Origin of the sequence: Ramlibacter sp. (assembly GCF_041916345.1) — a bacterium.
In the GTDB taxonomy this organism is placed as follows: domain Bacteria; phylum Pseudomonadota; class Gammaproteobacteria; order Burkholderiales; family Burkholderiaceae_C; genus Ramlibacter.
In genome coordinates, this window is record NZ_JAYRZR010000007.1 from 1 (window position 1) to 22,949 (window position 22,949).

26 protein-coding genes are annotated in these 22,949 nt (G+C 70.7%); 12 read left to right on the forward strand and 14 right to left on the reverse strand.

Translation table 11 applies throughout. The features are described 5' to 3' along the window. Positions 1–121 precede the first annotated feature (121 nt). From ACE3T5_RS03480 to ACE3T5_RS03500, 5 genes are read left to right on the forward strand one after another with little or no spacing between them, the layout of a single operon-like run. Entirely contained in the window at positions 122–589 is a 468-nt protein-coding gene (locus tag ACE3T5_RS03480; protein ID WP_374664484.1) for a DUF3237 domain-containing protein, read from the forward strand. Further along, the gene (locus ACE3T5_RS03485; protein ID WP_374664486.1) at positions 586–1,386 is read left to right on the forward strand and encodes an SDR family NAD(P)-dependent oxidoreductase; all 801 of its coding nucleotides are present in this window, start codon (positions 586–588) and stop codon (positions 1,384–1,386) included. Before ACE3T5_RS03480 ends, ACE3T5_RS03485 begins: the two co-directional genes overlap by 4 nt. A 5-nt stretch (positions 1,387–1,391) precedes the next feature. After that, on the forward strand, positions 1,392–2,156 hold the full coding sequence (locus tag ACE3T5_RS03490) for an SDR family NAD(P)-dependent oxidoreductase (protein WP_374664488.1): 765 nt from the start codon (positions 1,392–1,394) through the stop codon (positions 2,154–2,156). Positions 2,157–2,182: 26 nt separating this feature from the next. Next, positions 2,183–3,427: a cytochrome P450 gene (locus ACE3T5_RS03495; RefSeq protein ID WP_374664491.1), complete on the forward strand. Its 1,245-nt coding sequence runs from the start codon at positions 2,183–2,185 to the stop codon at positions 3,425–3,427. Then, on the forward strand, positions 3,424–4,215 hold the full coding sequence (locus ACE3T5_RS03500; protein WP_374664493.1) for an SDR family NAD(P)-dependent oxidoreductase: 792 nt from the start codon (positions 3,424–3,426) through the stop codon (positions 4,213–4,215). Before ACE3T5_RS03495 ends, ACE3T5_RS03500 begins: the two co-directional genes overlap by 4 nt. 4 nt (positions 4,216–4,219) lie before the next feature. Here the strand turns inward: ACE3T5_RS03500 and ACE3T5_RS03505 are convergent, their stop codons facing one another. From ACE3T5_RS03505 to ACE3T5_RS03530, 6 genes are all read right to left on the reverse strand, one after another. After that, entirely contained in the window at positions 4,220–4,924 is a 705-nt protein-coding gene (locus ACE3T5_RS03505) for an SDR family NAD(P)-dependent oxidoreductase (RefSeq protein ID WP_374664495.1), read from the reverse strand. Between the two features lie 44 nt (positions 4,925–4,968). Continuing rightward, positions 4,969–6,102 (reverse strand): ABC transporter substrate-binding protein, encoded by a 1,134-nt coding sequence (locus ACE3T5_RS03510; RefSeq protein ID WP_374664497.1) that lies wholly within the window; start codon positions 6,100–6,102, stop codon positions 4,969–4,971. 127 nt (positions 6,103–6,229) lie between these two features. Next, positions 6,230–6,538 (reverse strand): muconolactone Delta-isomerase, encoded by a 309-nt coding sequence (locus tag ACE3T5_RS03515; RefSeq protein WP_374664499.1) that lies wholly within the window; start codon positions 6,536–6,538, stop codon positions 6,230–6,232. Between the two features lie 47 nt (positions 6,539–6,585). Beyond that, positions 6,586–7,803, reverse strand: a complete 1,218-nt coding sequence (locus tag ACE3T5_RS03520; protein ID WP_374664502.1) for a cytochrome P450 — start codon at positions 7,801–7,803, stop codon at positions 6,586–6,588. 13 nt (positions 7,804–7,816) lie between these two features. Then, positions 7,817–8,275 (reverse strand): nuclear transport factor 2 family protein, encoded by a 459-nt coding sequence (locus tag ACE3T5_RS03525; RefSeq protein WP_374664504.1) that lies wholly within the window; start codon positions 8,273–8,275, stop codon positions 7,817–7,819. A 30-nt stretch (positions 8,276–8,305) separates the two neighbouring features. Continuing rightward, positions 8,306–9,577, reverse strand: coding sequence for a cytochrome P450 (locus ACE3T5_RS03530; RefSeq protein ID WP_374664506.1), 1,272 nt, complete (start codon positions 9,575–9,577; stop codon positions 8,306–8,308). A 142-nt stretch (positions 9,578–9,719) separates the two neighbouring features. On the opposite strand from ACE3T5_RS03530, the gene ACE3T5_RS03535 reads away from it, so the two are divergent. The 4 genes from ACE3T5_RS03535 to ACE3T5_RS03550 are packed head-to-tail and all read left to right on the forward strand — an operon-like array spanning position 9,720 to position 13,032. Further along, positions 9,720–10,613: a branched-chain amino acid ABC transporter permease gene (locus ACE3T5_RS03535; RefSeq protein WP_374664508.1), complete on the forward strand. Its 894-nt coding sequence runs from the start codon at positions 9,720–9,722 to the stop codon at positions 10,611–10,613. A gap of 7 nt (positions 10,614–10,620) precedes the next feature. Further along, on the forward strand, positions 10,621–11,541 hold the full coding sequence (locus ACE3T5_RS03540; RefSeq protein ID WP_374664510.1) for a branched-chain amino acid ABC transporter permease: 921 nt from the start codon (positions 10,621–10,623) through the stop codon (positions 11,539–11,541). Further along, entirely contained in the window at positions 11,541–12,299 is a 759-nt protein-coding gene (locus ACE3T5_RS03545) for an ABC transporter ATP-binding protein (protein WP_374664512.1), read from the forward strand. Before ACE3T5_RS03540 ends, ACE3T5_RS03545 begins: the two co-directional genes overlap by 1 nt. 16 nt (positions 12,300–12,315) lie before the next feature. Beyond that, entirely contained in the window at positions 12,316–13,032 is a 717-nt protein-coding gene (locus tag ACE3T5_RS03550; RefSeq protein WP_374664514.1) for an ABC transporter ATP-binding protein, read from the forward strand. A 14-nt stretch (positions 13,033–13,046) separates the two neighbouring features. Here ACE3T5_RS03550 and ACE3T5_RS03555 read toward each other — a convergent pair whose 3' ends face one another. From ACE3T5_RS03555 to ACE3T5_RS03575, 5 genes are all read right to left on the reverse strand, one after another. Next, positions 13,047–13,610: a hemerythrin domain-containing protein gene (locus ACE3T5_RS03555; protein ID WP_374664516.1), complete on the reverse strand. Its 564-nt coding sequence runs from the start codon at positions 13,608–13,610 to the stop codon at positions 13,047–13,049. 59 nt (positions 13,611–13,669) lie between these two features. After that, positions 13,670–14,521, reverse strand: a complete 852-nt coding sequence (locus ACE3T5_RS03560; protein ID WP_374664518.1) for a LuxR family transcriptional regulator — start codon at positions 14,519–14,521, stop codon at positions 13,670–13,672. A gap of 146 nt (positions 14,522–14,667) precedes the next feature. Then, complete coding sequence (locus tag ACE3T5_RS03565) at positions 14,668–15,507, reverse strand: IclR family transcriptional regulator (RefSeq protein ID WP_374664520.1); 840 nt, start codon at positions 15,505–15,507, stop codon at positions 14,668–14,670. Positions 15,508–15,559: 52 nt separating this feature from the next. Next, positions 15,560–16,159 carry an NAD(P)H:quinone oxidoreductase gene (gene wrbA, locus ACE3T5_RS03570; RefSeq protein WP_374664522.1) on the reverse strand — a complete coding sequence of 200 codons (600 nt, stop codon included), beginning with the start codon at positions 16,157–16,159 and terminating at the stop codon, positions 15,560–15,562. A gap of 5 nt (positions 16,160–16,164) precedes the next feature. Then, the gene (locus ACE3T5_RS03575; RefSeq protein WP_374664524.1) at positions 16,165–17,118 is read right to left on the reverse strand and encodes a zinc-binding alcohol dehydrogenase family protein; all 954 of its coding nucleotides are present in this window, start codon (positions 17,116–17,118) and stop codon (positions 16,165–16,167) included. Positions 17,119–17,207: 89 nt separating this feature from the next. Between ACE3T5_RS03575 and ACE3T5_RS03580 the strand changes: the two genes are divergently transcribed. Continuing rightward, positions 17,208–17,876, forward strand: a complete 669-nt coding sequence (locus ACE3T5_RS03580; RefSeq protein WP_374664526.1) for an NIPSNAP family protein — start codon at positions 17,208–17,210, stop codon at positions 17,874–17,876. 53 nt (positions 17,877–17,929) lie between these two features. Here ACE3T5_RS03580 and ACE3T5_RS03585 read toward each other — a convergent pair whose 3' ends face one another. From ACE3T5_RS03585 to ACE3T5_RS03595, 3 genes are all read right to left on the reverse strand, one after another. After that, a complete protein-coding gene (locus ACE3T5_RS03585) occupies positions 17,930–18,766 on the reverse strand; it encodes an SDR family NAD(P)-dependent oxidoreductase (RefSeq protein WP_374664528.1) in 837 nt (278 codons plus the stop codon). 10 nt (positions 18,767–18,776) lie between these two features. Next, positions 18,777–19,922 (reverse strand): MFS transporter, encoded by a 1,146-nt coding sequence (locus ACE3T5_RS03590; protein ID WP_374664665.1) that lies wholly within the window; start codon positions 19,920–19,922, stop codon positions 18,777–18,779. 118 nt (positions 19,923–20,040) lie between these two features. Further along, the gene (locus ACE3T5_RS03595) at positions 20,041–20,364 is read right to left on the reverse strand and encodes a 2Fe-2S iron-sulfur cluster-binding protein (RefSeq protein ID WP_374664530.1); all 324 of its coding nucleotides are present in this window, start codon (positions 20,362–20,364) and stop codon (positions 20,041–20,043) included. Positions 20,365–20,495: 131 nt separating this feature from the next. On the opposite strand from ACE3T5_RS03595, the gene ACE3T5_RS03600 reads away from it, so the two are divergent. Continuing rightward, positions 20,496–21,707 carry a cytochrome P450 gene (locus ACE3T5_RS03600; RefSeq protein ID WP_374664531.1) on the forward strand — a complete coding sequence of 404 codons (1,212 nt, stop codon included), beginning with the start codon at positions 20,496–20,498 and terminating at the stop codon, positions 21,705–21,707. A 56-nt stretch (positions 21,708–21,763) separates the two neighbouring features. Further along, positions 21,764–22,945, forward strand: a complete 1,182-nt coding sequence (locus ACE3T5_RS03605; protein WP_374664533.1) for an alpha/beta hydrolase — start codon at positions 21,764–21,766, stop codon at positions 22,943–22,945. Positions 22,946–22,949 lie beyond the last annotated feature (4 nt).

A 22,949-nucleotide genomic window follows, 5' to 3' on the forward strand; every position in this document is an offset into this window, starting at 1 on the left:
GTAATGCTGCGTGCCGACAGACCACTGGTAAGCCGTGTGCGGGAAATCCGCATGCACGGTTTGAACGGGGGTGTTGGCTTCTACTTGAACCTGATGGCTCGATAGGGGCCAACATCTACCAATGACCCCCATCACGCTGCAACCCCTGTTCTCGATCAAGGCCATCGTCACGGCGCCGCCGCAGCTGGTGGGCGCCGTGCCCCACGGCTTCACGCGGCGCGTGATGGTGGTGAGCGGCGGCCACTTCGAGGGTGAGCGGCTGTCCGGCCAGGTGCTGCCCGGCGGCGCCGACGTGGTGCTGGAGCGGCCCGATGGCGGCCTGCACCTCGATGTACGCCTGATGCTGCAGACCACCCAGGGCGAGCTGATCTACATGACGTACCAGGGGCGCCGCAACGGGCCCACGCCGGAGATCATGCGCCAGATCGTCAACCGTGAGCCGATCCCGCGCGGAGCGGACTACTTCCGCGTGCTGGTGCAGTTCGAGACCGCCGCGCCGCGCCTCGCGTGGCTGAACGACAAGGTCGCCATCGGCACCGGCACGCGCGAGTCGGATGGTCCGGTGTACGACGTGTGGGAAGTGGCATGAGTCCAGTGAAGCGCTTCGAGGGCCGGCCGGCCATCGTCACCGCGGCGGCCTCGGGCATCGGCCGTGCCATTGCGTTGCGGCTGCTCGACGAGGGCGCGCAGGTGCTGGCGGCGGATGTCAACGCGGCCGGCCTGGCCGAACTGCCTGCGTCGGACCGCCTGCGCACGCTGCAGGTCGACGTGAACGCGGCGGATGCGCCGCAACGCATCGTGGCGGCCTGCGTGCAGGCCTTCGGCGGCATCCGCGTGCTGGTCAACAACGCCGGCCTGGGCAACTGCCCGCCCTTCCACGAGACCAGCGACGCCGACTACGACAAGTGGATCGACATCAACCTGCGCAGCAACTTCCGCATCACGCGCGAATGCTTCCCGCAGCTGCTGGCCAGCCGGGGCGTGGTGTGCAACATCGCCTCGACCCTGGGGCTGGTGGGCTATCGGCGGCAAGCGGTGTACTCGATGGCCAAGGCGGGCGTGATCGGCCTCACGCGCAACCTGGCTGCCGACTATGCGGACCGCGGCATCCGCGTGAACGCCATCGCGCCCGGCATCATTGCCACACCGCAGACGGCCGGGCGGCTGAACACGGCCGGCTTCTACGCCAACATCGTCGGCACCACGCCCATGGGGCGGCCCGGCCTGCCGGAAGAGATCGCGGGGGCCGCGGCCTTCCTGTGCAGCGACGACGCCGGCTTCGTCACCGGCCAGGTGCTCGCTGTCGACGGTGGCCAGACCACCAGCGCCTACATCAGCAGCGCCCTCGTCGACTGCTGGACCACCGCCCACCCGGACAAGGACTGAACCCCATGCAGCGAATCGCGCTCATCACCGGCGGCGCCAGCGGCCTGGGCCTGGCCAGCGCCCGCCGCCTCGCCGAAGACGGTCTCGTCGTCGCCGTGGCCGACCTGCGGGCCGAGGCCGCGGCGAGCGCCGCCGCCAGCCTGCCCGGGCAGGGCCACATCGGCCTGGCCATCGACGTCACGCGCGAAGACAGCATCGCCGCGGCCTTCGACACCGTGCAGCAGCGGCTGGGCCCGGTCACCGTGCTGTGCTGCTTCGCCGGCATCCTGAGCACCAGCCCGACGCCCGGGCGCCTGCCCACCACCGCCATCAGCATCGACGAATGGGACCGTGTGATGCAGGTGAACGCGCGCGGCAGCTTCCTGTGCATCCGCGAGCTGCTGCGCCGCACGACCGCGCCGGTGGCGCAGGGCCGCATCGTCACCGTCGCGTCGCTCGCCGGGCAGATCGGCGGGCTGCAGAGCGGTGCCGCCTACAGCGCCTCCAAGGGCGCGGTGCTGGCCATGAGCAAGGTGGTGGCGCGTGAGGCCGCCGCGCTGGGCATCACCTGCAACACCATCGCGCCCGGCCCCATCGACACGCCCATGCTGCACCAGACCGTGCCGCCCGAGCAGCAGGGCCAGAAGTACTTGGGCACGGCCGCGGTGCCGCTGGGCCGCATCGGCGTGCCGGAGGAAATTGCCGCCGCCGTGAGCTACCTGGTGTCGCCGGGCGCCGCCTTCGTCACCGGTGCCACGCTGGACGTGAACGGCGGCCTGGCCATGCGCTGAGCGCGCAGCCTCACGAAAGACACGCGATGAATGCCATTTCCGCCTGCCCCTTTCATGCCGGCGCTGCCGCTGGCTTCAAGCCCTATTACCGCCCGGAGCTGCATGCGGCGCTGGAGACGCTGCGCCGCGAGGAGCCGGTGTTCTGGTGCGAGGAGATCGGCTACCGGGTGCTGACGAAGCATGCCGATGCCTACGAGGTGCTGCACGACGGCGTGCGCTTCTCCTCGCAGAACACCACGCGGCCGGTCACGCCCATGCACCCGGACGCGCAGAAGATCCTGCAGGAAGGCGGCTATGCGCCCACCGGCAGCCACAGCAGCCTGGATGGGGAGACGCACAAGCGCATCCGCGGCGTGACCAGCCAGGTGCTGAACCTGCGCGAATTCATCCGGCTGGAGCCGCACATCCGCCAGCTGGTGGCGGCGGCGCTGGACCGCATCGACGGCCAGCCGGATGTGGACCTGCTGCGCGACGTGAACTACGAGCTGCCGGCGCAGGTGGTCTTCAAGCTGCTGGGCATTCCGGAATCGGACATCCCGAACGTGAAGAAGTGGGCCGGCACCCGCAGCGTGATCGACTTCAGCCCGGCGACCTACGAGCAGCAGATCGCAGGCGCGAAGAACCTGGTGGCCTACTGGCAGTACTGCAAGGCCATGGTGGAAGACCGCCTGAAGCATCCGCGCGACGACTTCACCAGCCGCATCCTCGCCATCCGCAATGGTGACGACAGCGTGATGACGCTGGCCGAGGCCACCAACCACACTTTCGGCGTCGCCTTCGCCGGCCACGAGACCACCACCAACCAGCTCACCAACACGTTCCGCACGCTGCTGCAGCACCGCGACCAGTGGGAGCGCCTGTGCGCCGACCCGTCGCTGGCCGCGAACGCGGTGGAAGAGGGCATGCGCTACGCTGGCGCGGTGATCGGCTGGCGCCGCATCGCCATGCAGGACGTCACGTTCCGCGGCGTCGCCATCCCGAAGGGCGCGCCCATCATGCTGTCGCTGGCCTCCGCCAACCGGGATGAAGAGGTGTTCGAGGACCCGCAGCGCTTCGACATCGGCCGCAAGAACGCGCGCCGGCAACTGACCTTCGGGAATGGCGTGCACTTCTGCCTGGGCGCCCCGCTCGCGCGGCTGGAGATGAAGATCGTGCTGGAGGAGTTCGCCAAACGCTATCCGAAGATGCGCCTGCGCGAGCCCGACGCCGCGAAGCACATGCATACCTTCGTCTTTCGCGCGCCCGAGGCGCTGCCGGTGGTGCTGCAATGAGCCAGCCATCGCACCCCTTCGCCGGCCAGACGGCCGTGATCACCGGCGGCGCCAGCGGCGTGGGCCTGGCGCTGGCGCACCAGCTGCTGGGCGTGGGGGCGAACGTGGTCATCGTCGACCGCGACGCGGCCGCGCTGGACAGCGCGCTCGCCACCATGGACACCGCCCGCGCCCTGGGCGTGCAGGCCGACGTGGCGCAGCCCGCCGACGTGAAGCGCTATGCCGACGCCGCCGTGCAGCGCTTCGGCCGCATCGACCTTTTCCACAACAACGCCGCCATCGTGGGGCCGCAGTCGTCGCTGCTGGACTTCCGCATGGAGGATTTCGACCGCATCTTCGCCGTCAACGTCAAGGGCGTGCTGCTGGGCATGCAGGCGGTGGGCAAGGTGATGCGCGCTCAGGGCAGCGGCGCCATCGTCAACACGTCCTCGGTGTCGGGTCAGCGCAGCAGCCGGCCCGAGGCCGGCCTGGGCATCTACGGCGCCTCCAAGGCCGCCGTGATCCGCATGACGCAGCAGGCCGCGCTGGAGTTCGCGCCGCACGGCATCCGCATCAACGTGATCTGCCCTGGCCCCATCGACACGCCGCTGCTGCGCAGCACCTTCCGCGTGGACGGCCGCACCGAGGAGCAGGTGGAGGCGGCGCTGAAGCAGCACTTCATCAACCAGCCGCTCAAGCGCGCCGCCAGCGCCGACGAAGTGGCCAACCTGGTGTTCTGGCTGCTCTCGCCGGCGGCGAGCATCGTCACCGGCGCGGTCTACAACGTGGATGGGGGGATGACGGCGTAGGCCGTCAGCCCACGAACATCCCGCCGTTCACATCCAGGATCGCGCCGCTGGTGAAAGAGGCCATCGGCGTGCACAGCATCGCGATCGGCCAGCCCAGTTCCTCCGGGCGGCCCATGCGCTTCATGGGCAGGATGCTGGTGTCCACCGTCAGCGTGGCCGACAGCGGCGTGGCCACGATGCCGGGGGCCACGCCGTTGACCAGCACGCCATGGCCGACCGCGCGGCGCGAGAGCCAGCGCACCAGCGTGTGCACGCCGCCCTTGGAGGCGGCATAGGCCGCATAGGCCTGCGAGTCATTGGGCAGGCCGCCGCCGTTGCGGCCGGCGGCGGAGCCCACCAGCACGACGTAGCCTTCGCGCCGCGGGATCATCTGGTCCACGCACGCGCTGGCCAGGCGCATGGTGGCGCGCACGTTGATGGCCATCACGAACTCGAAGCTCTCCTGCGCGCTCATGCCGGGCAGGCCGTTGAACACACCGGCAGCGCTGGCGAGCGCGAAGTAGGGCCCCTGGGCGAGCAACTGGTCCTGCAGGCTGTCCTGCGTGATGTCGCCCTGGATGCACAGGGGCGCCTCCGCGCCAGCGGCTTTCACCTGCGCGACGGTCTCGTCGAGCGGGTTGCGGTCCGTCAGCACGAGCTGCGCGCCCAGGGCGGCCAGGCAGGCCGCGGCCGACTGGCCGATGCCGCTGGCGGCGCCGGTGACCAGCACGCGCCGACCCTCCAGCGACAGCGCGGAAGGAAGCGCGCGCGGCGTCACTGGATACTGACGAAGTTGCCGTCCTTCACCTGCAGCAGCACGCCGCCATAGCTGGGGTTGCGCTTGTCGTCCACGCTCCAGGTGCCGGTGCCCAGCACCATGGGCACCTTGTTCAGCTTGGCCAGCTCGTCGCGGATCTTCTGGCGGTCCGGGTTGGGGCCGGCGTTGCGCACGGCCTGCACGGCCACCGTGCCCAGGGCGTAGCCCATGCCGGCCCAGTTGTCCGGCACGGCCTTGTACTTGGCCTGGTAGGCCTTCACGAAGGCCTGGTTCATCGCCGAGCTGTTGTTGGGCGAGTAGTCGGCCACCACGTAGGTGCCTTCCACGGCCTTGCCGCCGGCCTTGATGAAGCCGAGCGAGCCGAAGGTGCTGGGGCCGATGATCTTCACCTTCGGGTCCATGCCGGCCTGGCGGATCTGGATGATGAGGTTGGCAGCCACTTCCGCCGGTGCCGCGATGAAGATCGCGTCGGTCTGCATGTTGGCCACCTTGGTGGCCAGCGCCAGGAAGTTGCTCTCGGAGGAGACGAACTTCTCATCGGCCACGATGGTGGCGCCAGCGCCCTTCATGTAGTCCACCAGGGCGTTCTTCTGGCCCACGTAGCCGTCGTTGCTCTGGTCGATGATCGTCACCACCCGCTTCACGCCCAGCTTCTCCACCGCCAGCTTGCCCAGGAAGTTCATGATGTCCACGGGCGTGGCCTGGATCTTGAAGGCGTAGGGCCCGGTGGCGATGATGCCGGGCGAGCTGCCGATGGCCAGGATGGGCGTCTTCAGCTCGTTGGCCACCGGCGCACCCGCCAGCGCCTCACCGCTGGTGGTGGGGCCCAGGATCAGCATGGCGTTGTCACGCTTGATGAACTGGTTCACCAGGCTGATGGTCTGGCCCTTCTCGCCAGCGGTGTCGCCTTCGAACACCTTGAACTTGTTGCCACCGGGCATGCCGGCCGCATTGGCCTCTTCCAGCGCCAGCTTCATGCCGTTCTGGATCGGCACGCCGCCGAAGGCGTAGGTGCCAGTCATCGCGTTGAACACGCCGACGGGGATCTCCTTGCCCTGCGCGAAGCTCGCGAGCGGCAGGGCGGCAAAGAGGGCGGCGGCAGCGACAGTGTGCCTGCGGTGAAGGGCCATGGGGTGTCTCCTGGTGGGTTTCTGCTGGGGGCCGGACAGACGCGCCCGGTCTGGGGCCAGTATCAAAAGGGTCGGGCTGGCGCGCAGTCCCCCGCTGCGGGGACACACTGCTTGCTGCCGCGGCCGACTAGCGGGCGCGTTGGGCGAGTCGCGCTTCGTAGGCGATCTGCACGCGGTGCTTCATGATGGGCGTGACCTGGATCCGGATGTAGGGCGCCATCGGCAGCGACTGCAGCGCTGCGTCCAGCTGCTCGGGTGAGGCGGCCTGCCACAGGCTGATGTTGCCGCCGCGGCCGACCACGCGGTCGATGCGCAGCAGCACGCCCTGGTCCATGAGATCCATCGCGGCCTCGGTCTCCAGGCGCAGCATCTCGGTGAGCTTCTCCTTCGACCAGTCGTGGGGGAAGTTGGGGAGGATGTCGACGATGAATTGCATGGGGATTCCGTTTCGGGGATGGGGGCAGGCCGAGGGCCAGTCGCGCTTCAGGTCACCAGCCGCAGCGGCAGCACATCCAGCGTGCGCAAGGTATTGACCGGCCGCCACCGCGCCTCGCCATCGGGTTCGATGGCCTTCACGCGGCGCAGCAGCGCGCCCAGCACCGACTCCGCCTCCAGCCGCGCGATCATCTGGCCGATGCACACATGCGCGCCGGCGCCGAAGGCGCGGTGCACGCCGGCGGTCTGCCGCGTGACGTCGAAGCGGTCCGGGGCCTTCCACTGGCGCGGGTCGCGGTTCGCCGCGCCCATGTGATAGCCCACCTTGGTGTCGGCACGCAGCTTCACGCCACCCAGCTCCACATCCTGCGTGGTCGTGCGGAACATCACCTGCGCGGGCGACTCCAGCCGCAGCGCCTCCTCGAAGGCGTTCTTGATCATCTTCGCCGGGTCCTGCTTCACCAGAGCCAGCTGGTCGGGGTGCTCGGCCAGCAGCTTCAGCGTGGAGCCGATGCCGGCCATGGTGGTGTCCACCCCGGCGCGGAAGAAGGTGCGCACGTGCAGCGGCGCCGTGCCGGCGTCGAACTCGCCTGCGTCCTCGGCCTGGTAGATCTTCTCGCCGAAGCCGCCGGGCAGCATGTGCTCGCGCTGCAGGATGTTCACGTACCATTCCATCAGCGGCGCGGTCTTCGCCAGCGCGGCCTGCAGGCGCGCGTTGTTCGGGCCGAGCTGGTTGAAGTTCAACTCGCCCGTCTGCTTGATGCGCTCCGGCGGCACGTTCACGCCCAGCACCTTCGGGAACACGTCCAGCACGAAGGCCTCGGCGACGTCGGCCACGCCGTCGATGCGGCCCTTGGCGAGGGCGGCCTCGGCCACCTCCTCCGCACGGCGCTCGAAGGCCTCGCGCCAGGTCTTTACCACCAGCGGCGACAGGATCTTCTGCAGCGCCGCGCGCACGCGCGTGTGCTCCGGCGGGTCCCATTCGGTGATGGGGCTGCGCGGGCGCCAGGCGCCGGGCTTGCGGATGTCGCTCATGCCCACGCCGCCCTGGGTGGTGAAGCGCGCGTAGTCGCTGGCCACGATGCCGGCCTCGGCATGGCGGCCCACCGCGTAGTAGCCGTGCGGCTGCACGAACACCGCCGGACCCATCTCCCGCATGCGCTCGAACAGCGGGTAGGGGTTGGCGATGTTCTCGTCGGAGAACGGGTCCTCGTCCAGCACGGGGGCGTCTGGCGCGGTGATGGGGGTGGCTTCGCTGGCGCTCATGGCGGGGCTTTCTTCACTGGCCGTCGGGCAGCACGTACACGCTGGCGTGGCGGATGCGCCAGCCGTCCGCGGTGCGCACGAAGCGCAGGCTGTACTTGCCGAACATCGAGAACTTGCCGGGGCCGTCGCGCCAGTCGGTGATCAGGGCGCGGGCATGGCCCACCGCGTCGTCGGGGCCGTCGCCGGGCTCGACGTAGAAGTCGGTGAACTGGTGGTGCATCCGCTGGCGGAACTTCTTCTGCATCACCTCGGTCATCAGCGCGCCCAGCTGCGCGCGGCCGATGGTCTCGCGCGGGAGGCCCGAGCCGCCCATGGAGGCGGGGGGCGAGTTCTCGCGCGTCCAGGTGGCATCCTCGGAGAACAGGTCGATGAAGCCGGGGTCGCCCGCGTCGGCCAGATGGCCGTAGCGCGCGAACAGGCCGCGGATCGCCATCTCGTCGTCGAGCGGTAGGCGGGGAAAGCGGGGGGTCATGGGTTCGGTCGGGTCACGGTCGTCGGCGTGTCACCACGTCACCATCAGGCGGCGCAGGGCACGGAAGGAGGTGTTGGGCGTGTACGGAAAGTCCTGGTCCGGCACCAGGGCCAGGCCGGGCAGGCGGGCGGCGGTGCGCTGCACCATCACCTCCAGCTCCAGGCGCGCGAGCGGCGCGCCCAGGCAGAAGTGCGGGCCGGCGCCAAAGGCCACCTGCTGCAGGCCGTTGCGGCGCCCGGGCGTGAAGGTCTCGGGCTCGGGGAACTGCTGCGGGTCGTGGTTGGCGGCGGCGAACACCAGCAGCAGCCGGCTGCCGGCGGGCAGGGTGATGCCGTCCAGCACCACCTCCTCCTTCGCCTGGCGCCGCCAGGCCTGCACCGGCGGATCGATGCGCAGCGCCTCCTCGACCACCGAGGCGATGGCCTGCTCGCCGCGCACCAGCGCGGCCCACAGGTCGCGCCGGGGCAGCACGGCCTTGAACAGATTGGCCGCCGCGCTGGAGGTGGTCTCGTGGCCGGCGAACAGCAGGTTGAAGGCGGTGGCGCCGATCTCGTGCAGCGTGGCCCGCGTGTCGTCGCCATCGCGCGCGCGCAGCAACTCGCTAATGTAGTCGTCGCCCGGTTGCGCCAGCTTGCGCTGCACCAGCGAGTGGGCGTAGCGGTAGTAGGCCACCGCGCCTTCGGAGAGCTGCACCTGTTCCTCGTCGGTGGGCCGGCCCCAGGTGAGCACCACGCGGCTGGCCGCCCACTCCTTGACCTGCGCCACGTCTTCCGCCGGGATGCCCAGCAGCTCGAAAAGCGCCAGTGCCGGCACGTCCCAGGTGAGGCCGGCCACCAGGTCGGCTGGCTGCGGGCCGGCCAGCAGCCGGTCCAGGTACTGGTCCACCGTGCGTTCCATGAAGGGCCGCAGGGCCGTCAGGCGCTCACGCGTGAGGGGCGCGCCGAAGAAGGCGCGGTAGTGCGTGTGCGAGGGCGGGTCATTGTTCACCAGCAGTGGCGGCACGTCGAAGCCGGCGCCGGCGATGATGCCGCGCGCATGCGGGCACAACGGCCGCAGCGGATCGGACACCAGCTTGGCCGAGTAGCGCTGGTTGTCGCGCAGCACCGTCTTCACGGTCTCGAAGCGCGTGACCACCCACGAGCCGATCTCGGGCGAGAAGAACACCGGCTCGCTGCCGCGCAGCCGGGCCAGCACCGGGTAGGGGTCCTGCACGTAGTCGGGCGCGAAGGGGTCGAACAGGCCGCTCGCGGGCGTGACCGGGCCCTGCGCCACGGCGGAAGCATCGGTGGAAAGCGGGCGCATGCGGTTCTCCTGCGGGCTGGATGAGGCGGCCACGGTAGCCCGCCGGGGGGGGCGGGTCTGTCCCCCTGCAAAGGGACCACGGGCAAACCCGTCCCTCCCCGGGGGGACATACCGCCGGGAGGCGCGCACCTATGCTCCCCGCATGTTGATGCAACAAGTCCTCAACGGGATCGTGGTGGGCAGCGTGTACGGGCTGTTCGCACTCGGTTTCACCCTGCTCTTCGGGGTCAACCACATCATGAACATGGCCCACGGCTCGGTGTTCATGTGGGGGGCGTTCGCGGGCCTGTTCGTCATGCTCAAGCTGGACGCGCCGATCTACGTGTCGCTGCTGGCCGGCATGCTGGCTGGCGGCGTGGTCTCCATCCTGCTGGAGCTGCTGGCCTTCCGGCCGCTGCGACGGCGCCAGGCGCCGGAGTTCTCGGCCATCGTGTCCTCGATCGGGGCGGATCTGGTGCTGCTGTCGATCGCGCAGAAGGTGTCCAACACGGCCATCATGCGCTTCCCCTTCGACGCCTTCCCCATCGTCTTGTTCACCTTCATGGGCCTGCGCATCCAGCTGCTGCAGCTCGTGATCGTGGGGCTGGTGATCGTGATGGTGGTGGGCCTGGTCTGGTACCTGTACCGCACGAGCTTCGGCCTGCGAATCCGGGCGGTCGCCTACGCGGAGCAGACCTCGCGCCTGCTGGGCATCAACCCGGGTCCGGTCAACCTGCAGGTGTTCTTCATCTCCGGCGCGCTGGCCGGCATGGCCGGCGTGCTGATCGGCCTGGTCTTCAACTCGGTGCACTTCGCGATGGGGGAGCCGCTCTTGCTGCGCGCCTTCGTCATCATCATCCTCGGCGGCCTGGGCAGCATCCCTGGCGCGCTGATCGCCGGCCTGGCCATCGGCATCGTGCAGACGCTGAGCGTGGCCTACGTGTCATCGGGCTTTGCCGAGGCGATCGTGTTCCTGGCGCTCTTCATCGTGATCGTGGTGCGGCCCACCGGCCTGTTCGGCCAGCCCACTGCCGCCATGCGGGTGCAGCGCGCGTAGGCCGGACATGCTCAGCTTCTTTTCCACCTACCAGTCGCTGTTCGACCACATCCTGGTCAACGTGCTGTTCGCCGCCAGCCAGTACGTGGTGCTGCGCGCCGGCGTGTTCTCGCTCGGCAGCGCGGGCTTCGCGGCGCTGGGTGCCTACTGCACGGCGCTGCTGACCACCAAGCTGGGCTGGAACCCCTGGCTCTCGGCTGTGGCCGGCATGCTGCTGGGCACCTTCGCCAGCGTGCTGCTGGCCCTGCCGCTGTCGCGGCTGCGCGGCGTGTTCCAGGCCGTGGCCACGCTGGCCTTCGTGCAGATCGTGATGTCGGTCACCCAGAACTGGGTGAGCGTGACCAATGGCCCGATGGGCGTGAACAGCATTCCCCATGCGGCGGGCACGCTCTCGCTGTTCTGCATCACGTTGGCGGTGGTGACCTTCCTGGTCATGATGGGGCGCTACAGCTTCGGCCGTGCGCTCGACGTGATCCGCGAGGACGAGACGGTCGCCGTCTCGCTGGGCATCTCGGTGCCCTACTACCACCGGATCGCCTTCATCCTCTCGGGCGCACTCGCAGGCCTGTCGGGTGGCCTGCACGCGCTCAGCAGCTACAGCATCACGCCGCAGGACTACGGCTTCAGCTTGCTGGTGGCGGGCCTGGCCATGGTGGTGCTCGGCGGCCGCACCTCGGTGTGGGGCGCGGTGGTGGGCGCGGTGGTGCTCACGTCTTTGCCGGAGATCTTCCGCGTATTCGCGGACTACCGAGCGGTGGTGCAGGGTGTGCTGCTGATGCTGGTGATCGTGTACCTGCCGCGCGGCCTGGCCGACACGGTGATCGCCCACTGGAAGGACCGCCAGCTGCGCGCGCGGGCGGTGCCTGCGCCCGCCTCCTCTGCACCTGTTCGGCCTGCGGGCGCAGCCGTTGAAGCAGGAGGCCGCTGATGACCGCCACCCTGGTTCTCGAAGACGTGGCGCGCCACTTCGGCGGCGTGCCGGCCGTGGACGGCGTGAGCCTGGAGGCACCCGCCGGCCAGATCACCGGGCTGATCGGCCCCAATGGCGCCGGCAAGACCACGGTGGTGAACCTGATCACCGGCATCCTGCACCTCACGCAGGGCCGCGTGCTGCTGGACGGCCAGGACGTCTCGCGCCTGGAGGCGCCGGCCCTGGCCCGCGCCGGCGTGGCGCGCACTTTCCAGAACATCCGCCTTGTGCCGGACGCGAGCGTGCTCGACAACGTGCTGGCCGGCTTCCACCGGCATGAGCAGACCGGTCTGTGGGCCAACCTGCTGGGCCTGCCCTCGGCGCGGGCCGAGGCGCGACAGATGCGCGAGCGGGCGATGGAACTGCTGGAGCGCTTCGAGATGACGGCGCTGGCGGAGCATCGCGCCGGCGGCCTCTCCTACGGCCACCAGCGCCGCATCGAGATGATGCGGGCGCTCGCCACCCGGCCGCGCCTGCTGCTGCTCGACGAGCCGGTGGCCGGCATGAACGACGCCGAGGCCGAGAGCCTGGCGCACATCTTCCGCAAGGTGGCCGACGACGGCGTGGCCGTGCTGCTGATCGAGCACAACATGCGCTTCGTGATGTCGCTGTGCTCGAAGCTCTACGTGCTGGCCTCCGGCCGGCTCATCGCCCAGGGCGAGCCCGAGGCCGTGGGCCGCGACCCGGTGGTGGTGGAAGCCTATCTCGGTGCCTGATCCCGCGAGGAACCCCATGCTGCAGATCCGCCAGCTCGACGTGCACTACCGCGGCATCCAGGCCCTGCGCGGCGTGGACCTGACCGTGAACAAGGGCGAGATCTTCGCCCTGATCGGACCCAACGGCGCCGGCAAGTCCAGTCTGGTGAATGCCATCTCGGGCATCGTTCCCGCCAGCGGCGAGATCCTGTTCGAAGGCCAGCCGCTGGCCCGCATCCCGGCCCATCGCCGGGCCCGTGCCGGCATCATCCAGGTGCCCGAGGGTCGCCGCGTGATCGCGCCGCTCACCGTGGCCGAGAACCTGGAGCTGGGTCGCCAGGCCGTGGGCCTGCGGGGCAGCGATGCCTCCGACCTGGACCATGTGCATGCGCTGTTCCCGGTGCTGAAGGAGCGGCGCAACCAGCTCTCGGGCTCGCTCTCCGGCGGGCAGCAGCAGATGCTGGCCATCGGCCGCGCGCTGATGGGCCGGCCGCAGGTGCTGCTGCTGGACGAACCCAGCCTGGGGCTGGCGCCGGTGATCGTGAAGGAGGTGTTCAAGGCCCTGCAGCGCCTGAACGCCGAGGGCCTGACCATCCTGCTGGTGGAGCAGAACGCCAAGCTCGCGCTGGCCACCGCGCACCGTGCCGCGGTGCTGGAGCAGGGGCGTGTGGTGCACCAGGGGGATGCGGATGACCTGGCGAGCGATCCGGTGATCGCGGATCACTACTTCGGGCGGGCGGGGGCGATTGCCTGACGGAGTTCCCCCGCCTACCGCCCCCCACCCCCCGCCACGATGCGCTCGAACAGCGCCCGGTGGCTCTCTGCCCCCACCGCACCACTCGCGTGGCCTGGCGCGCCGAACGCCGCCTCCAGCTCGCGCCAGTCGGCCGCCGACAGGTAGTCCTGCGCCACCGGCAGGATGTAGTTCTCCTCGACCTCCATGTGGCCCAGGTAGCCTTCGACGAAGGCGTGCAGCAGCAGCTCGAAGGCCTCGCGCCGGGCGTCGCCCATCACCTGCCACGCGTTCAGCGCGTGTTCCAGTTCGCGCACCGAGGTCTCGCCGCGCCCATGGTCGGCCTCCAGGCGGTCCAGCACGGGCCGCAGGGCGGGACAGCGCTCGCGGATGCGGGGGAACAGCAGTTCGCTCTCATTGGCGTGATGCACCCGAGCGGGCACCTCGTCCAGATAGAACAGCATGGCGCGCAGGCGCTCGAAGTCGGGCTGCGCGCCGGCCTGGTGCGCAGCGGCCACGGTGGCCTGCAGCGTGCGCATGACCGTGGCGAGCGCCGCGTGCTCCTCGATGATGCGCTGGATGGCGCTGGGCGTTGGCATGCCTCCATTGGGGCACCGCGTGGCGCGATGGTCAGTCCCCGCGACGGGGGACCGCACCCCTAGTGAACCGCCGCCGGTGCGCCGCGCACCAGCGTGTGCCGCTGCAGCGACCAGTGGCTCCAGCGCGCGAGGTACCAGGTGAGCAGCTCGCGCTCGCTGCCGATGTTCAGGCGCTGGTAGGCGCGCTTGCGGTAGGTCTTCACCGTCTCCTCGCTCACCGACAGGTCGAGCGCGATGCCCACCGACGACAGGCCGTAGAGGATGCGGGCGCAGACCTCGGCCTCGCGCCGTGGCAGGGCGCCCATCTCGACGATGCAGCTCTCGATGTCAGGCAGGGCCGTGAGGGCCTGCGCCACGTTGGGGCGGCTCTGCGACGACTCGGCATGCTTGCCCAGCACGGCCACCAGCAGGTCGGCCGCTTCGCCCAGGCGGCGCAGGTTCTCGTCGCCGAAGGGGCTGTGCGGGTCGGCGCGCAGCACGCTCAGGCCGAAGGCGCCGCTGGCGGCACGGCCGCACAGCAGCACGCGATCGCGTACATGCGGGTAGACCTGCGGCCGCAGCGCGGTGTAGCCCTGGTCGGAGAAGTCCACGTGGATCAGCGCCGGCGCGGCGTGCTGCACGCAGCGCTGCGCCTCCGTCATGGCCGGGTCGTGCTTCCACAGGCCCAGCTTCACGTAGCTCTCCACGCGGTCGCGCGCGGTACGCGCCGGCTCCACGCAGCAGGCGGCCACTTCGCGCAGTTCGTCCTGCCCGAGGCGGAAGGCCGCGAAGTGATCCGCGCCGCACAGACCGTGCAGGTAGCTCGCCAGTGCGGGCCCGAAGCGATCGTGGCCGATGGCGTCCACCAGGTGGGCGAGGGAGCCCTGCGATGCACCGCCGGCGGGGCCCTCCTGGACCATCACTGTCATCATGGCTTGTCTCCTGTCCTTGGATGACGTCACTGGCAGGCGCGGATCTGAAGGCCCGCTGCAATTCCGTGACGCGTAATCAGATTACGCTTTGCGTAATCCCGACCGGATCCGGATAAACCCTGATATCCGACCGACGGGACGGACTATCAGGCGCTCCAGCCCATGCGGCGGGAGGCCTCTTCCGCGCGGGTCGCCAGCACCCGGGCGGTCGGGCCGTCGAGGTTGGTGTCGATCAGGCCGGCCGGCCCCATCAGTGTGATGACCCCCACCACCGCATCGGCATGGTCGAACACGGGGGCCGACAGGCCATGCAGGCCCGGGTTCAGATCGCCCAGCACGCGCGCCATGCGGCGCTGGCGCACCTCGGTGAACAGGGCCTCCACCTCGGCGGGCGTCGGCGGCTTGCGCTGCGGCATGGGTGTGGCGCCAGGGTGCGGCGTGCCCGCCAGCTCGCGCGCGATGAAGGGGCCGGTCACGGTGCGGGGCATGTAGGCGCCGAAGACGCGCCCGGTGGAGGAGGTGAGCACCGGCATCACCGAGCCCGGTCGCCCGCTGATGATGAGTGCGTCGTTGGTTTCCTCGAAGCGCACGAAGGTCGGCCCGGCCGCCCCCCACACCGCCAGGCCGGCGGTGAAGCCGAGTTCATCGCGCAAGTGCCCCAGGTAGGGTGCGGCGACCTGCACCACATCGAGATGGCGCAACGCGGCCAGGCCCAGGCGCACGGCCAGCGGGCCCAGCCGGTAGCCGCCGGTGGCGGGGTCGCGCTCGGCCAGGCCGCCGCGGCAGAAGCTGACCAGGTAGCGGTGCGCCTTGGGCGGCTGCATGTCGGCGCGCTCGGCCACCGTCTTCAGCGGCAGCGGCGCGCCCATGCCGATCAGGGCGGACAGCACGCGCAGCGCGGTGTCCACGGCCTGTACGCCGCCCGCCTCGTCGTCACCCTGGATCGAACCCTGCTCTTCGCTCATCTCCGCATCGTCGTCGCGCATGCCTGGGGCCTCCTGATCGCGCGCGCAGACTAGCACGCGCCAGGGGCCCGGATCACCCCCTGGCAGCCGCCAGCAGCGCCGCGAACTTCGCCACGCGCTGGCCCTGGTAGCGGGCGGCGGCCAGGGCCTCGGCGGCCACCGAGGCGCCGGCGGTGAAGCTGCTGCCGTAGGGGTTGCCGCCGGCGGCCTTGACGCTGGCATCGGTATAGCCGGGCGGCACGATCACCGAGCCCCAGTGATAGAACATGTGGTGCAGCGCGAGCAGGGTGGATTCCTGGCCGCCGTGCCGGTTGCCCGCGCCGGTGAAGGCGGCCGCGGCCTTGTCCTGCAGCTTGCCCGTGGCCCACAGCGGGCCGGTGGTGTCAATGAACTGCTTCATCTGCGCCGCCGGCAGCCCGAAGCGCGTGGGCGAGCCGAACACGTAGCCGTCGGCCCACTCCAGATCCGCCAGCGTGGCCTCGGGCACGTCGCGCGTGGCCTCCAGGTGCGCGCCCCAGGCGGGCTTGCTGGCGATGGCCTCGGGGCCGGCGAGCTCGCGCACCTTGCGCAGCCGCGTCTCGGCGCCGGCCGCCAGGGCGCCGGCCTCCACGGCCTGGGCCATCTCGTAGGTGTTGCCGGTGCTGCTGTAGTAGACGATGGTGATGCGGGCCATGGGGGTCAGTCGACGAGGAGGACGATCTTGCCGAAGTGCTGGTTCGCGGCCATGCGGGCCAGCGCGGCCCCGGCCTCGGCCAGCGGGAAGCGGCTGTCGATGGGCAGGCGCAGCTGGCGCGCGGCGACAGCGGCGCCCAGGTCGGCCAGCATGCGGGCATTGAGTTCGCGGATCTCCGCCACCGATCGGGTGCGGAAGGTCACGCCGATGTAGCTGAGGCGGCGCAGCGCGTGCAGCTGGAAATCGAACGGGCTGTCGGCGCCGCCCAGGCGGCCCAGGTTGACGATGCGCCCGCCGATGGCCGCGGTCTTCATGGTGCTGGCGAAGTCGCGGCCGGTGACCTGGTCCACCACCACCTCCACGCCCTTGCCGCCCGTGGCCGCGAGGATGCGCTCGTGCCAGCCGGCCTGCGATGCGTCGATGGCGGTGGTGGCGCCGAACTCGGCGAGCCGCGCCAGTCGCCCCGCGTGGGTGCCGGTGCCGAAGACCTGGCCCGCGCCCAGCAGCCGTGCGATCTGCATGCCCATGAGGCCGACGCCGGAGGAGGCACCGTGGATCAGCACGTCCTGCCCGCGCTGCAGCCGCCCGTGGGTGACCAGCGCGTCGTGCATGGCCTGCAGGGCCAGCGTGAGGATGGTGGCCTCGTCGTAGGGCAACGTGGCGTCGGGGATGCGGCAGGCGCGGCCGCCGTCGGTGACCGCGTACTCGGCATAGGCGCCGGCGCCGGTGCACATCACGCGGTCGCCGGGCTTCCAGGGGCCGGCGTCCGGGCCGGCCTCCACCACTTCACCGGCCCATTCCATGCCGATGACCTTGCCGTCCTTCGCGGCGAGCCCGGCGAGATCGGCACGGTTCAGGCTGGCGGCCTTCACGCGCACCAGGATCTCGTGCGCCTGCGGGCGGGGAACGGGCACTTCGGCCAGGGTGGCGCCCTCGGGCGCGGCGATGATTGCTTTCATGCGGGACAGCATAGGCAGGCCGCGCGCTGTCGTATGCCCCCCTTCGATGGGACAGACACGACCGGCCACAGGCGGTCAAGATGGCGGGCATGATCTACGAACTGCGCCTCTATTCCGTGGCCCCGGGCCGCATGGACGACGTGCACGAGCGCTTCGCCCGCCACCTGCCCGTGCTGTTCGAGCGCCACGGCGTGCGGCTGGTGGGGCGCTGGCATGCGCTGGCGGGGCCCGACGCGCCGCGCTTCGTGTACCTCATCGCCTACCGCGACTACGCCGAGCGCGAGGCGGTGTGGTCCGCCTTCTACCAGGACGCCGACTGGTGGCGCATCCGCGCCGAGACCAATGCCGGGCATGAGATGGTGGAGCGGCACGACCTGTTCTTCCTCAAGCCCAACGCGGCCTGGCCGCCCGCGGCGGACGCGCAGGCGCCGGTGGGCGGCCTGCATGAGCTGGTGCAGCAGCAGATCGCGCCCGGGCAGAATGCGCGCGCCAACGCGTTCCTGAAAGACGTTCAGCTGCCGCTGCTGCGCGAGGCCGGCGCGCAGGTGCTGGGCGTGTTCGACATGGCCGCCGGCGCCGGCATGCAGAAGGTGGTGCAGCTCATCGCCTGGCCCGATGCGGCCACGTGGCATGCGGGGCGGCGGATGATCGATGCGCACGAAGGGCTGCGCGCCGCGCTGAAGGCGCAGCGCGAGTCGGCCGCGGGGCCGGTGTTCGAGCGGGCGGAGGTGAACCTGCTGGAGCCGGGGGCGCAGTGATCCACCCGTCATCCCCGCCTACGCGGGGATGACGGGAGCCACGGGGATGACGATCAGGATGCGCCCGCGTCCTTCTTCTCGAAGCCCGGCCGCGGGATCAGGGTGAGCCAGGCGGACGACAGGCCACCATCCACCAGCACGTCCTGCCCGTTCACGTAGCCCGCGCGCGGGCTGGCGAGGTAGACGATCACTTCGGCCAGGTCGGCCGGGCCGCTGACGCGTCGCGCGGGCACGATCTGCTCGCGCTTCTTCAGCACCTCGGGGTTCTCGTAGATCACGGTGGTGAGCGGCGTGCGCACCATGGCCGGGCTCACCACGTTGCTGCGGATGCCGTGCTCGGCCAGCTCCACTGCCAGCAGGCCCGACAGCATCTTCACGCCCGCCTTGCTCACGCTGTAGGGGCCGCTGAAGGGCTGCGGCACGCGGCCGGAGATGGAGGCCACGTGGACCATGCTGCCGCCGCGCCCGCTGGCGATCATCTGCCGGCCGAAGGCCTGGGCGCACAGCAGGTAGCCGTTCACGTTCACGTTCATGGCGTGGTTCCAGCGCGCCAGGTCCACATCCATCAGGGCGGCCGCGTAGATGGCGGCGGCATTGTTCACCAGCACATGGCATGCGCCCAGCTCGCGCTGCACCGTGTCGGCGGCGCGCTGCACCGCGGCCGGGTCACTCACGTCGCAGCCCAGGCCGATGGCGCGCGCGCCGGTGGCGGCGATCTCGGCGGCCACGCGCTGCGCGCCGGCCTCGTCGCGGTCCAGCAGCGCGACCTGCGCGCCGACGCGGGCGAACTCGCGCGCGGTCTCGGCGCCGATGCCGCTGGCCGAGCCGGTGACGACGACGACTTGTCCTTCAAGAGCCAGCCAGCCGGCTGGGGAGGGGGTGGAAGACATCAGGGATTCCTCAGGAGGGGGTATGGGCGGCGGCCCGCGCGCGGGCCCGCAGCCGCCATGCGAAGAGCAGGGCCAGCACCAGCAGCCCGCCCGCGCAGGCAGCGAACAGCGGGCGGTAGCCGAGGTGGTCCACCACGCGGCCTGCCACGGCGACGCCGGAAGCGATGCCGATGAACATGGTGGCGGCGAACAGCGAGACAGCCGTGCCGCGCAGCGCAGGCACCATCTGCGTGGCATGGGTCTGCATCAGCCCGTGCAGCGAGTAGAAGCCGAGACCCGCCAGCGCCGCCGCGGGCAGTGCCATGGCCCAATGCGTGCCGAGCGCGAGCGCGGTCCACGCCAGTGCCAGCGCCACGCCGCCAGCCAGTGCCACCCCGGTCTCGCCGAGGCGTGGCACCAGCCAGCGGGCCGCGAACGCGTAGCCCAGGCCGCCCAGGCCATACAGCACCACGATGGCGGCGGCCGTGGACAGGCTGAGGCCGTAGCTGTGCGCCAGGAAGGCGGGCAGGAAGGCAACGGCGCCGAAGGCGAGGGCGCCCTCCACCGCCACGAAGGCGAGCATGGCGCGCGCCCAGGGCACGCTCAAGACATCCGCGATGGCGCGCAGGTGGCTGCGTGAGGCGCCGCCCGCGCGCCCTTCGCTGCGCAGGGCGCGGTCGAGGATGATGATCGTGCCGCCTGTGCCCAGCAGCAGCACCAGCAGCGCGAACACCGCGCGCCAGCCGACATGCTCGGTCAGTACGCCGGCCGCCCACTGCCCGGCCATCATGCCGGTGAGCGAGGCGGTGAGAAACCGAGCCAGCACGACCTGGCGTTCCGCATAGGGCACGGTGTCCCCGATCCAGGCCAGCACCAGCGCGATGATGCCGGCGGCGGCCGCGCCCGAGAGCACGCGGGCCAGCACCAGCACCTCCAGCGTGGGCGCGACCAGCGCCAGCAGGTTGCCCGCCACCGTGGCCAGCGCGGCAAAGCCGATCACCCGCCGCTTGCCCCAACGGTCACCCGCCGGGCCGAAGAAGAACTGCAGCAGACCGTAGGCGATGGCGTAGGCCGAGATGGTGGATGCGGCCTGGCCGGTGGTCACGCCGAAGTCGCGCGCCAATGCCGGCAGCATCGGATCGCACACGCGCATCATCGCGGCGCTGCCGAAGTGCACGGCGAACAAGGCGACCAGGCCGCCCGGGCGCGGGGCGGCGCCAGCGGTAACCGGGGCCTGCGCGGAGGGGGAGGTGGGTGCGTGCGGCGACGTCATCCGTGTGGGCGGGCCGGCGCGCTCAGACTTGCGGATCGGCGACGCGCACCACGATGCCGGCGATCGACTCGCTCATCACGATCTGGCAGGCGAGGCGGCTGTTGGGCTGGCGGCCGGCGGCCGTGTAGTCGAGGATCTGGTCCTCGTTGGGCGCCATTGCCGGCAGCCGGTCGCTGAAGCCGTCTTCCACGAACACGTGGCAGGTGGCGCAGCTCATCGCGCCACCGCAGTCGCCCACGATGCCGTCGATGCCGTTGTCAGTGGCGGCGCGCATGAGGCTGGTGCCGATGGCGACGTCCAGTTCGCGCCGGGTACCGTCCGCGCAGACGAAGGTGGCTTGGGGCATGGGTTCTCCTGGTGCAACTCGCACGCAGTGTGCGACGTGGCGGTCCGCGCGTCAGTCCCCTCGGCAGGGGACGGTGCGGGCGGCGGCGTGCGCGCACACTCACGGGCATCCCGCCTGCTGGAGCCCTGCCCATGCCCGTGAACCTGCCGCCCCCCTCCGACGACGTGCCCGTGCTGCAGGTCGATCCGTTCGATGTGGCGGTGCTGCGCGATCCCTATCCGTTCTTCAAGGCCCTGCGGGAGGCGGGCCCCGTGGCCTGGCTGGCGCCCTACGGCATCTACGCTACCGGCCGCCATTCGGAGGCGACCACCGTGCTGTCACGCTGGCAGCAGTTCACCAATGCGGGCGGTGCCGGCCTGGCCGACATCCGCAAGCCCGGCAACTGGCGGCCGGCCAGCGTGATCCTGGAGGTGGACCCGCCCGCCCACACGGCCGTGCGCGGGGCGCTGCAGAAGATCCTGTCGCCGATCGTGGTGCGGCAGTGGCGCGAGAAGTTCCAGGCCGAGGCCGAGGCGATGGCCGACCAGCTGGTGGCGCGGGGCCGCTTCGACGGCATGCGCGACGCGGCCGAGGCCTTCGTGCTGCAGGTGTTCCCGCCGGCGGTGGGCATCCGCATCCCGCGCGAGAACGCACAGGCCATCGGCGACATGAACTTCAACGCCATCGGCCCGAACAACGAGCTGACCAAGGCCGCCGTCGCCCGCGCCCAGCCCTACATGCAGTGGTACGAGGACAGCATGAAGCGCGAGGCCATGCTGCCCGGCGGCTTCGGTGAGCTGATCCACCAGGCCGAGGATGCCGGCGCGCTGCAGAAGGGCTTCGCGGCGAACCTCACACGATCGTTCCTGCGCGGTGGCATGGACACCACCATCAGCGGCATCGGCTCGGCCCTGCTCGCCCTGGCGCGCGACCCGGCGCAGTGGGACCTTCTGCGCGCGGATCCAGCCCTGGTTCGCAACGCGTTCGACGAAGCGATCCGCCATGAGTCGCCGGTGCAGGTGATGTTCCGCACCACCTGCGAAGGCGCCGAACTGGGCGGCGTGGCGTTGGCGCCCGACATCAAGATCGCCGCCTTCATGGGCGCTGCCAATCGCGACACGCGCCAGTGGCCGGACGCCGACCGCTTCGACCTGCGCCGCCCCGTGGCCGGCCAGCACCTCGCCTTCGGCAGCGGCCCGCATGTGTGCATCGGCCAGATGATTGCGCGGCTGGAGGCGGAGTGCCTGATCGGCGCGCTGGCGCGGCGCGTGAAGCGGCTGCGGCTGGCGGGTGAGCCGGTGTATCGGCCGGTGAATACCTTGCGCACGCTGGACAGCCTGCCGCTGGAGGTGGAGGCGGGGTGATGTCCGTCCCCCACCGGGTGACTGTCCCGCCCACCAGACCCCGCTAGAGTCCTGCCATGAGCGCAACTCCCCAATTCCACACCGAGTGGGTCCACCTCCAGTACGAGGAGACCGCGGCCTTCACCGAGACCTACGGCTTCTCGGGCAACCAGGGCGCGGTGAACCTGGAGGCCATCCGCTTCCGGCCCGCGGACGGCCGGCCCTCCGACACGCTGATGGTGTTCATGCACCCCTCGTCCACGCTGCAGCTGTTGCCGGTGCCGCGCGCCATGGCCGCCGCGGGCGCGCACGTGCTGTGCGCGGGCAGCCGCTACCAGCGCAACGATACCGCGCTGATCCTCGAGAAGGTGCTGCTGGACCTGGGCGCCTACATCCGCCATGCCAAGACGGTGTGGGGCTACCGGCATGTGGTGCTGGTAGGGTGGAGCGGCGGCGGCTCGCTCGCGGTGAGCTACCAGTCGCAGGCCGAGCAGCCCACCATCACCCACACGCCGGCCGGCGACCCGGTGAACGTGAAGGGCGCCGGGCTGATCCCGGCCGACGCGGTGATCTACCAGGCCGCGCATCTCTCGCGCGCGCACCTGCTGGCCGAGGTGATCGATCCCTCGGTGAAGGACGAACTGAACCCTGATGACCGTGACGTGGATCTCGACATCTACGACCCGCGCAACCCGAACCAGCCGCCCTACAGCGAGGCGTTCATCCAGCGCTATCGCGCCGCCCAGATGGCCCGCATGCGGCGCATCACGGCCTGGGCGAAGCAGTCGCTGGCCGAGCTGAAGGCGCGCAACACGGGCGAGCTGGAGCGCGGCTTCATCGTGCACCGCACCCTGGCCGATCCGCGCTTCCTGGATCCCGCGCTGGACCCCAACGACCGCCGGCCGCGCTGGTGCTACCTGGGCAACCCCGAGACGGTGAACACCGGCCCGGTGGGGCTGGCGCGCTTCACCACGCTGCGTTCGTGGCTCTCGCAATGGTCACTGGACGATTCCTGCGGCAACGGCCTGGAGGCGGTGAAGACCATCCGCGCGCCGCTGCTGGTGATCGAGAACACGGCCGATGATGCCGTGCCCACCACGCACCCGCGCATGCTGTTCGAGGCCGCCACCACGGCCGACAAGACTTTCAGCCAGATCCGCGGGGCCACGCACTACTACGCCGGCCAGCCCGAGCTGCTGGCCGAGGCGACGCGGCTGATCCAGTCGTGGCTGGTGGCGCGCGGCCTGCTGGAAGGCTGAGGGG

Bases quoted from the DNA above. Each gene is read 5' to 3' on its own strand.
- ACE3T5_RS03480 (WP_374664484.1), top strand. From the start codon at position 122: ATGACCCCCATCACGCTGCAACCCCTGTTCTCGATCAAGGCCATCGTC.
- ACE3T5_RS03485 (WP_374664486.1), top strand. From the start codon at position 586: ATGAGTCCAGTGAAGCGCTTCGAGGGCCGGCCGGCCATCGTCACCGCG.
- ACE3T5_RS03490 (WP_374664488.1), top strand. From the start codon at position 1,392: ATGCAGCGAATCGCGCTCATCACCGGCGGCGCCAGCGGCCTGGGCCTG.
- ACE3T5_RS03495 (WP_374664491.1), top strand. From the start codon at position 2,183: ATGAATGCCATTTCCGCCTGCCCCTTTCATGCCGGCGCTGCCGCTGGC.
- ACE3T5_RS03500 (WP_374664493.1), top strand. From the start codon at position 3,424: ATGAGCCAGCCATCGCACCCCTTCGCCGGCCAGACGGCCGTGATCACC.
- ACE3T5_RS03510 (WP_374664497.1), bottom strand. From the start codon at position 6,102: ATGGCCCTTCACCGCAGGCACACTGTCGCTGCCGCCGCCCTCTTTGCC.
- ACE3T5_RS03515 (WP_374664499.1), bottom strand. From the start codon at position 6,538: ATGCAATTCATCGTCGACATCCTCCCCAACTTCCCCCACGACTGGTCG.
- ACE3T5_RS03520 (WP_374664502.1), bottom strand. From the start codon at position 7,803: ATGAGCGCCAGCGAAGCCACCCCCATCACCGCGCCAGACGCCCCCGTG.
- ACE3T5_RS03525 (WP_374664504.1), bottom strand. From the start codon at position 8,275: ATGACCCCCCGCTTTCCCCGCCTACCGCTCGACGACGAGATGGCGATC.
- ACE3T5_RS03530 (WP_374664506.1), bottom strand. From the start codon at position 9,577: ATGCGCCCGCTTTCCACCGATGCTTCCGCCGTGGCGCAGGGCCCGGTC.
- ACE3T5_RS03535 (WP_374664508.1), top strand. From the start codon at position 9,720: ATGTTGATGCAACAAGTCCTCAACGGGATCGTGGTGGGCAGCGTGTAC.
- ACE3T5_RS03540 (WP_374664510.1), top strand. From the start codon at position 10,621: ATGCTCAGCTTCTTTTCCACCTACCAGTCGCTGTTCGACCACATCCTG.
- ACE3T5_RS03545 (WP_374664512.1), top strand. From the start codon at position 11,541: ATGACCGCCACCCTGGTTCTCGAAGACGTGGCGCGCCACTTCGGCGGC.
- ACE3T5_RS03550 (WP_374664514.1), top strand. From the start codon at position 12,316: ATGCTGCAGATCCGCCAGCTCGACGTGCACTACCGCGGCATCCAGGCC.
- ACE3T5_RS03555 (WP_374664516.1), bottom strand. From the start codon at position 13,610: ATGCCAACGCCCAGCGCCATCCAGCGCATCATCGAGGAGCACGCGGCG.
- ACE3T5_RS03560 (WP_374664518.1), bottom strand. From the start codon at position 14,521: ATGATGACAGTGATGGTCCAGGAGGGCCCCGCCGGCGGTGCATCGCAG.
- ACE3T5_RS03565 (WP_374664520.1), bottom strand. From the start codon at position 15,507: ATGCGCGACGACGATGCGGAGATGAGCGAAGAGCAGGGTTCGATCCAG.
- wrbA (WP_374664522.1), bottom strand. From the start codon at position 16,159: ATGGCCCGCATCACCATCGTCTACTACAGCAGCACCGGCAACACCTAC.
- ACE3T5_RS03575 (WP_374664524.1), bottom strand. From the start codon at position 17,118: ATGAAAGCAATCATCGCCGCGCCCGAGGGCGCCACCCTGGCCGAAGTG.
- ACE3T5_RS03580 (WP_374664526.1), top strand. From the start codon at position 17,208: ATGATCTACGAACTGCGCCTCTATTCCGTGGCCCCGGGCCGCATGGAC.
- ACE3T5_RS03585 (WP_374664528.1), bottom strand. From the start codon at position 18,766: ATGTCTTCCACCCCCTCCCCAGCCGGCTGGCTGGCTCTTGAAGGACAA.
- ACE3T5_RS03595 (WP_374664530.1), bottom strand. From the start codon at position 20,364: ATGCCCCAAGCCACCTTCGTCTGCGCGGACGGTACCCGGCGCGAACTG.
- ACE3T5_RS03600 (WP_374664531.1), top strand. From the start codon at position 20,496: ATGCCCGTGAACCTGCCGCCCCCCTCCGACGACGTGCCCGTGCTGCAG.
- ACE3T5_RS03605 (WP_374664533.1), top strand. From the start codon at position 21,764: ATGAGCGCAACTCCCCAATTCCACACCGAGTGGGTCCACCTCCAGTAC.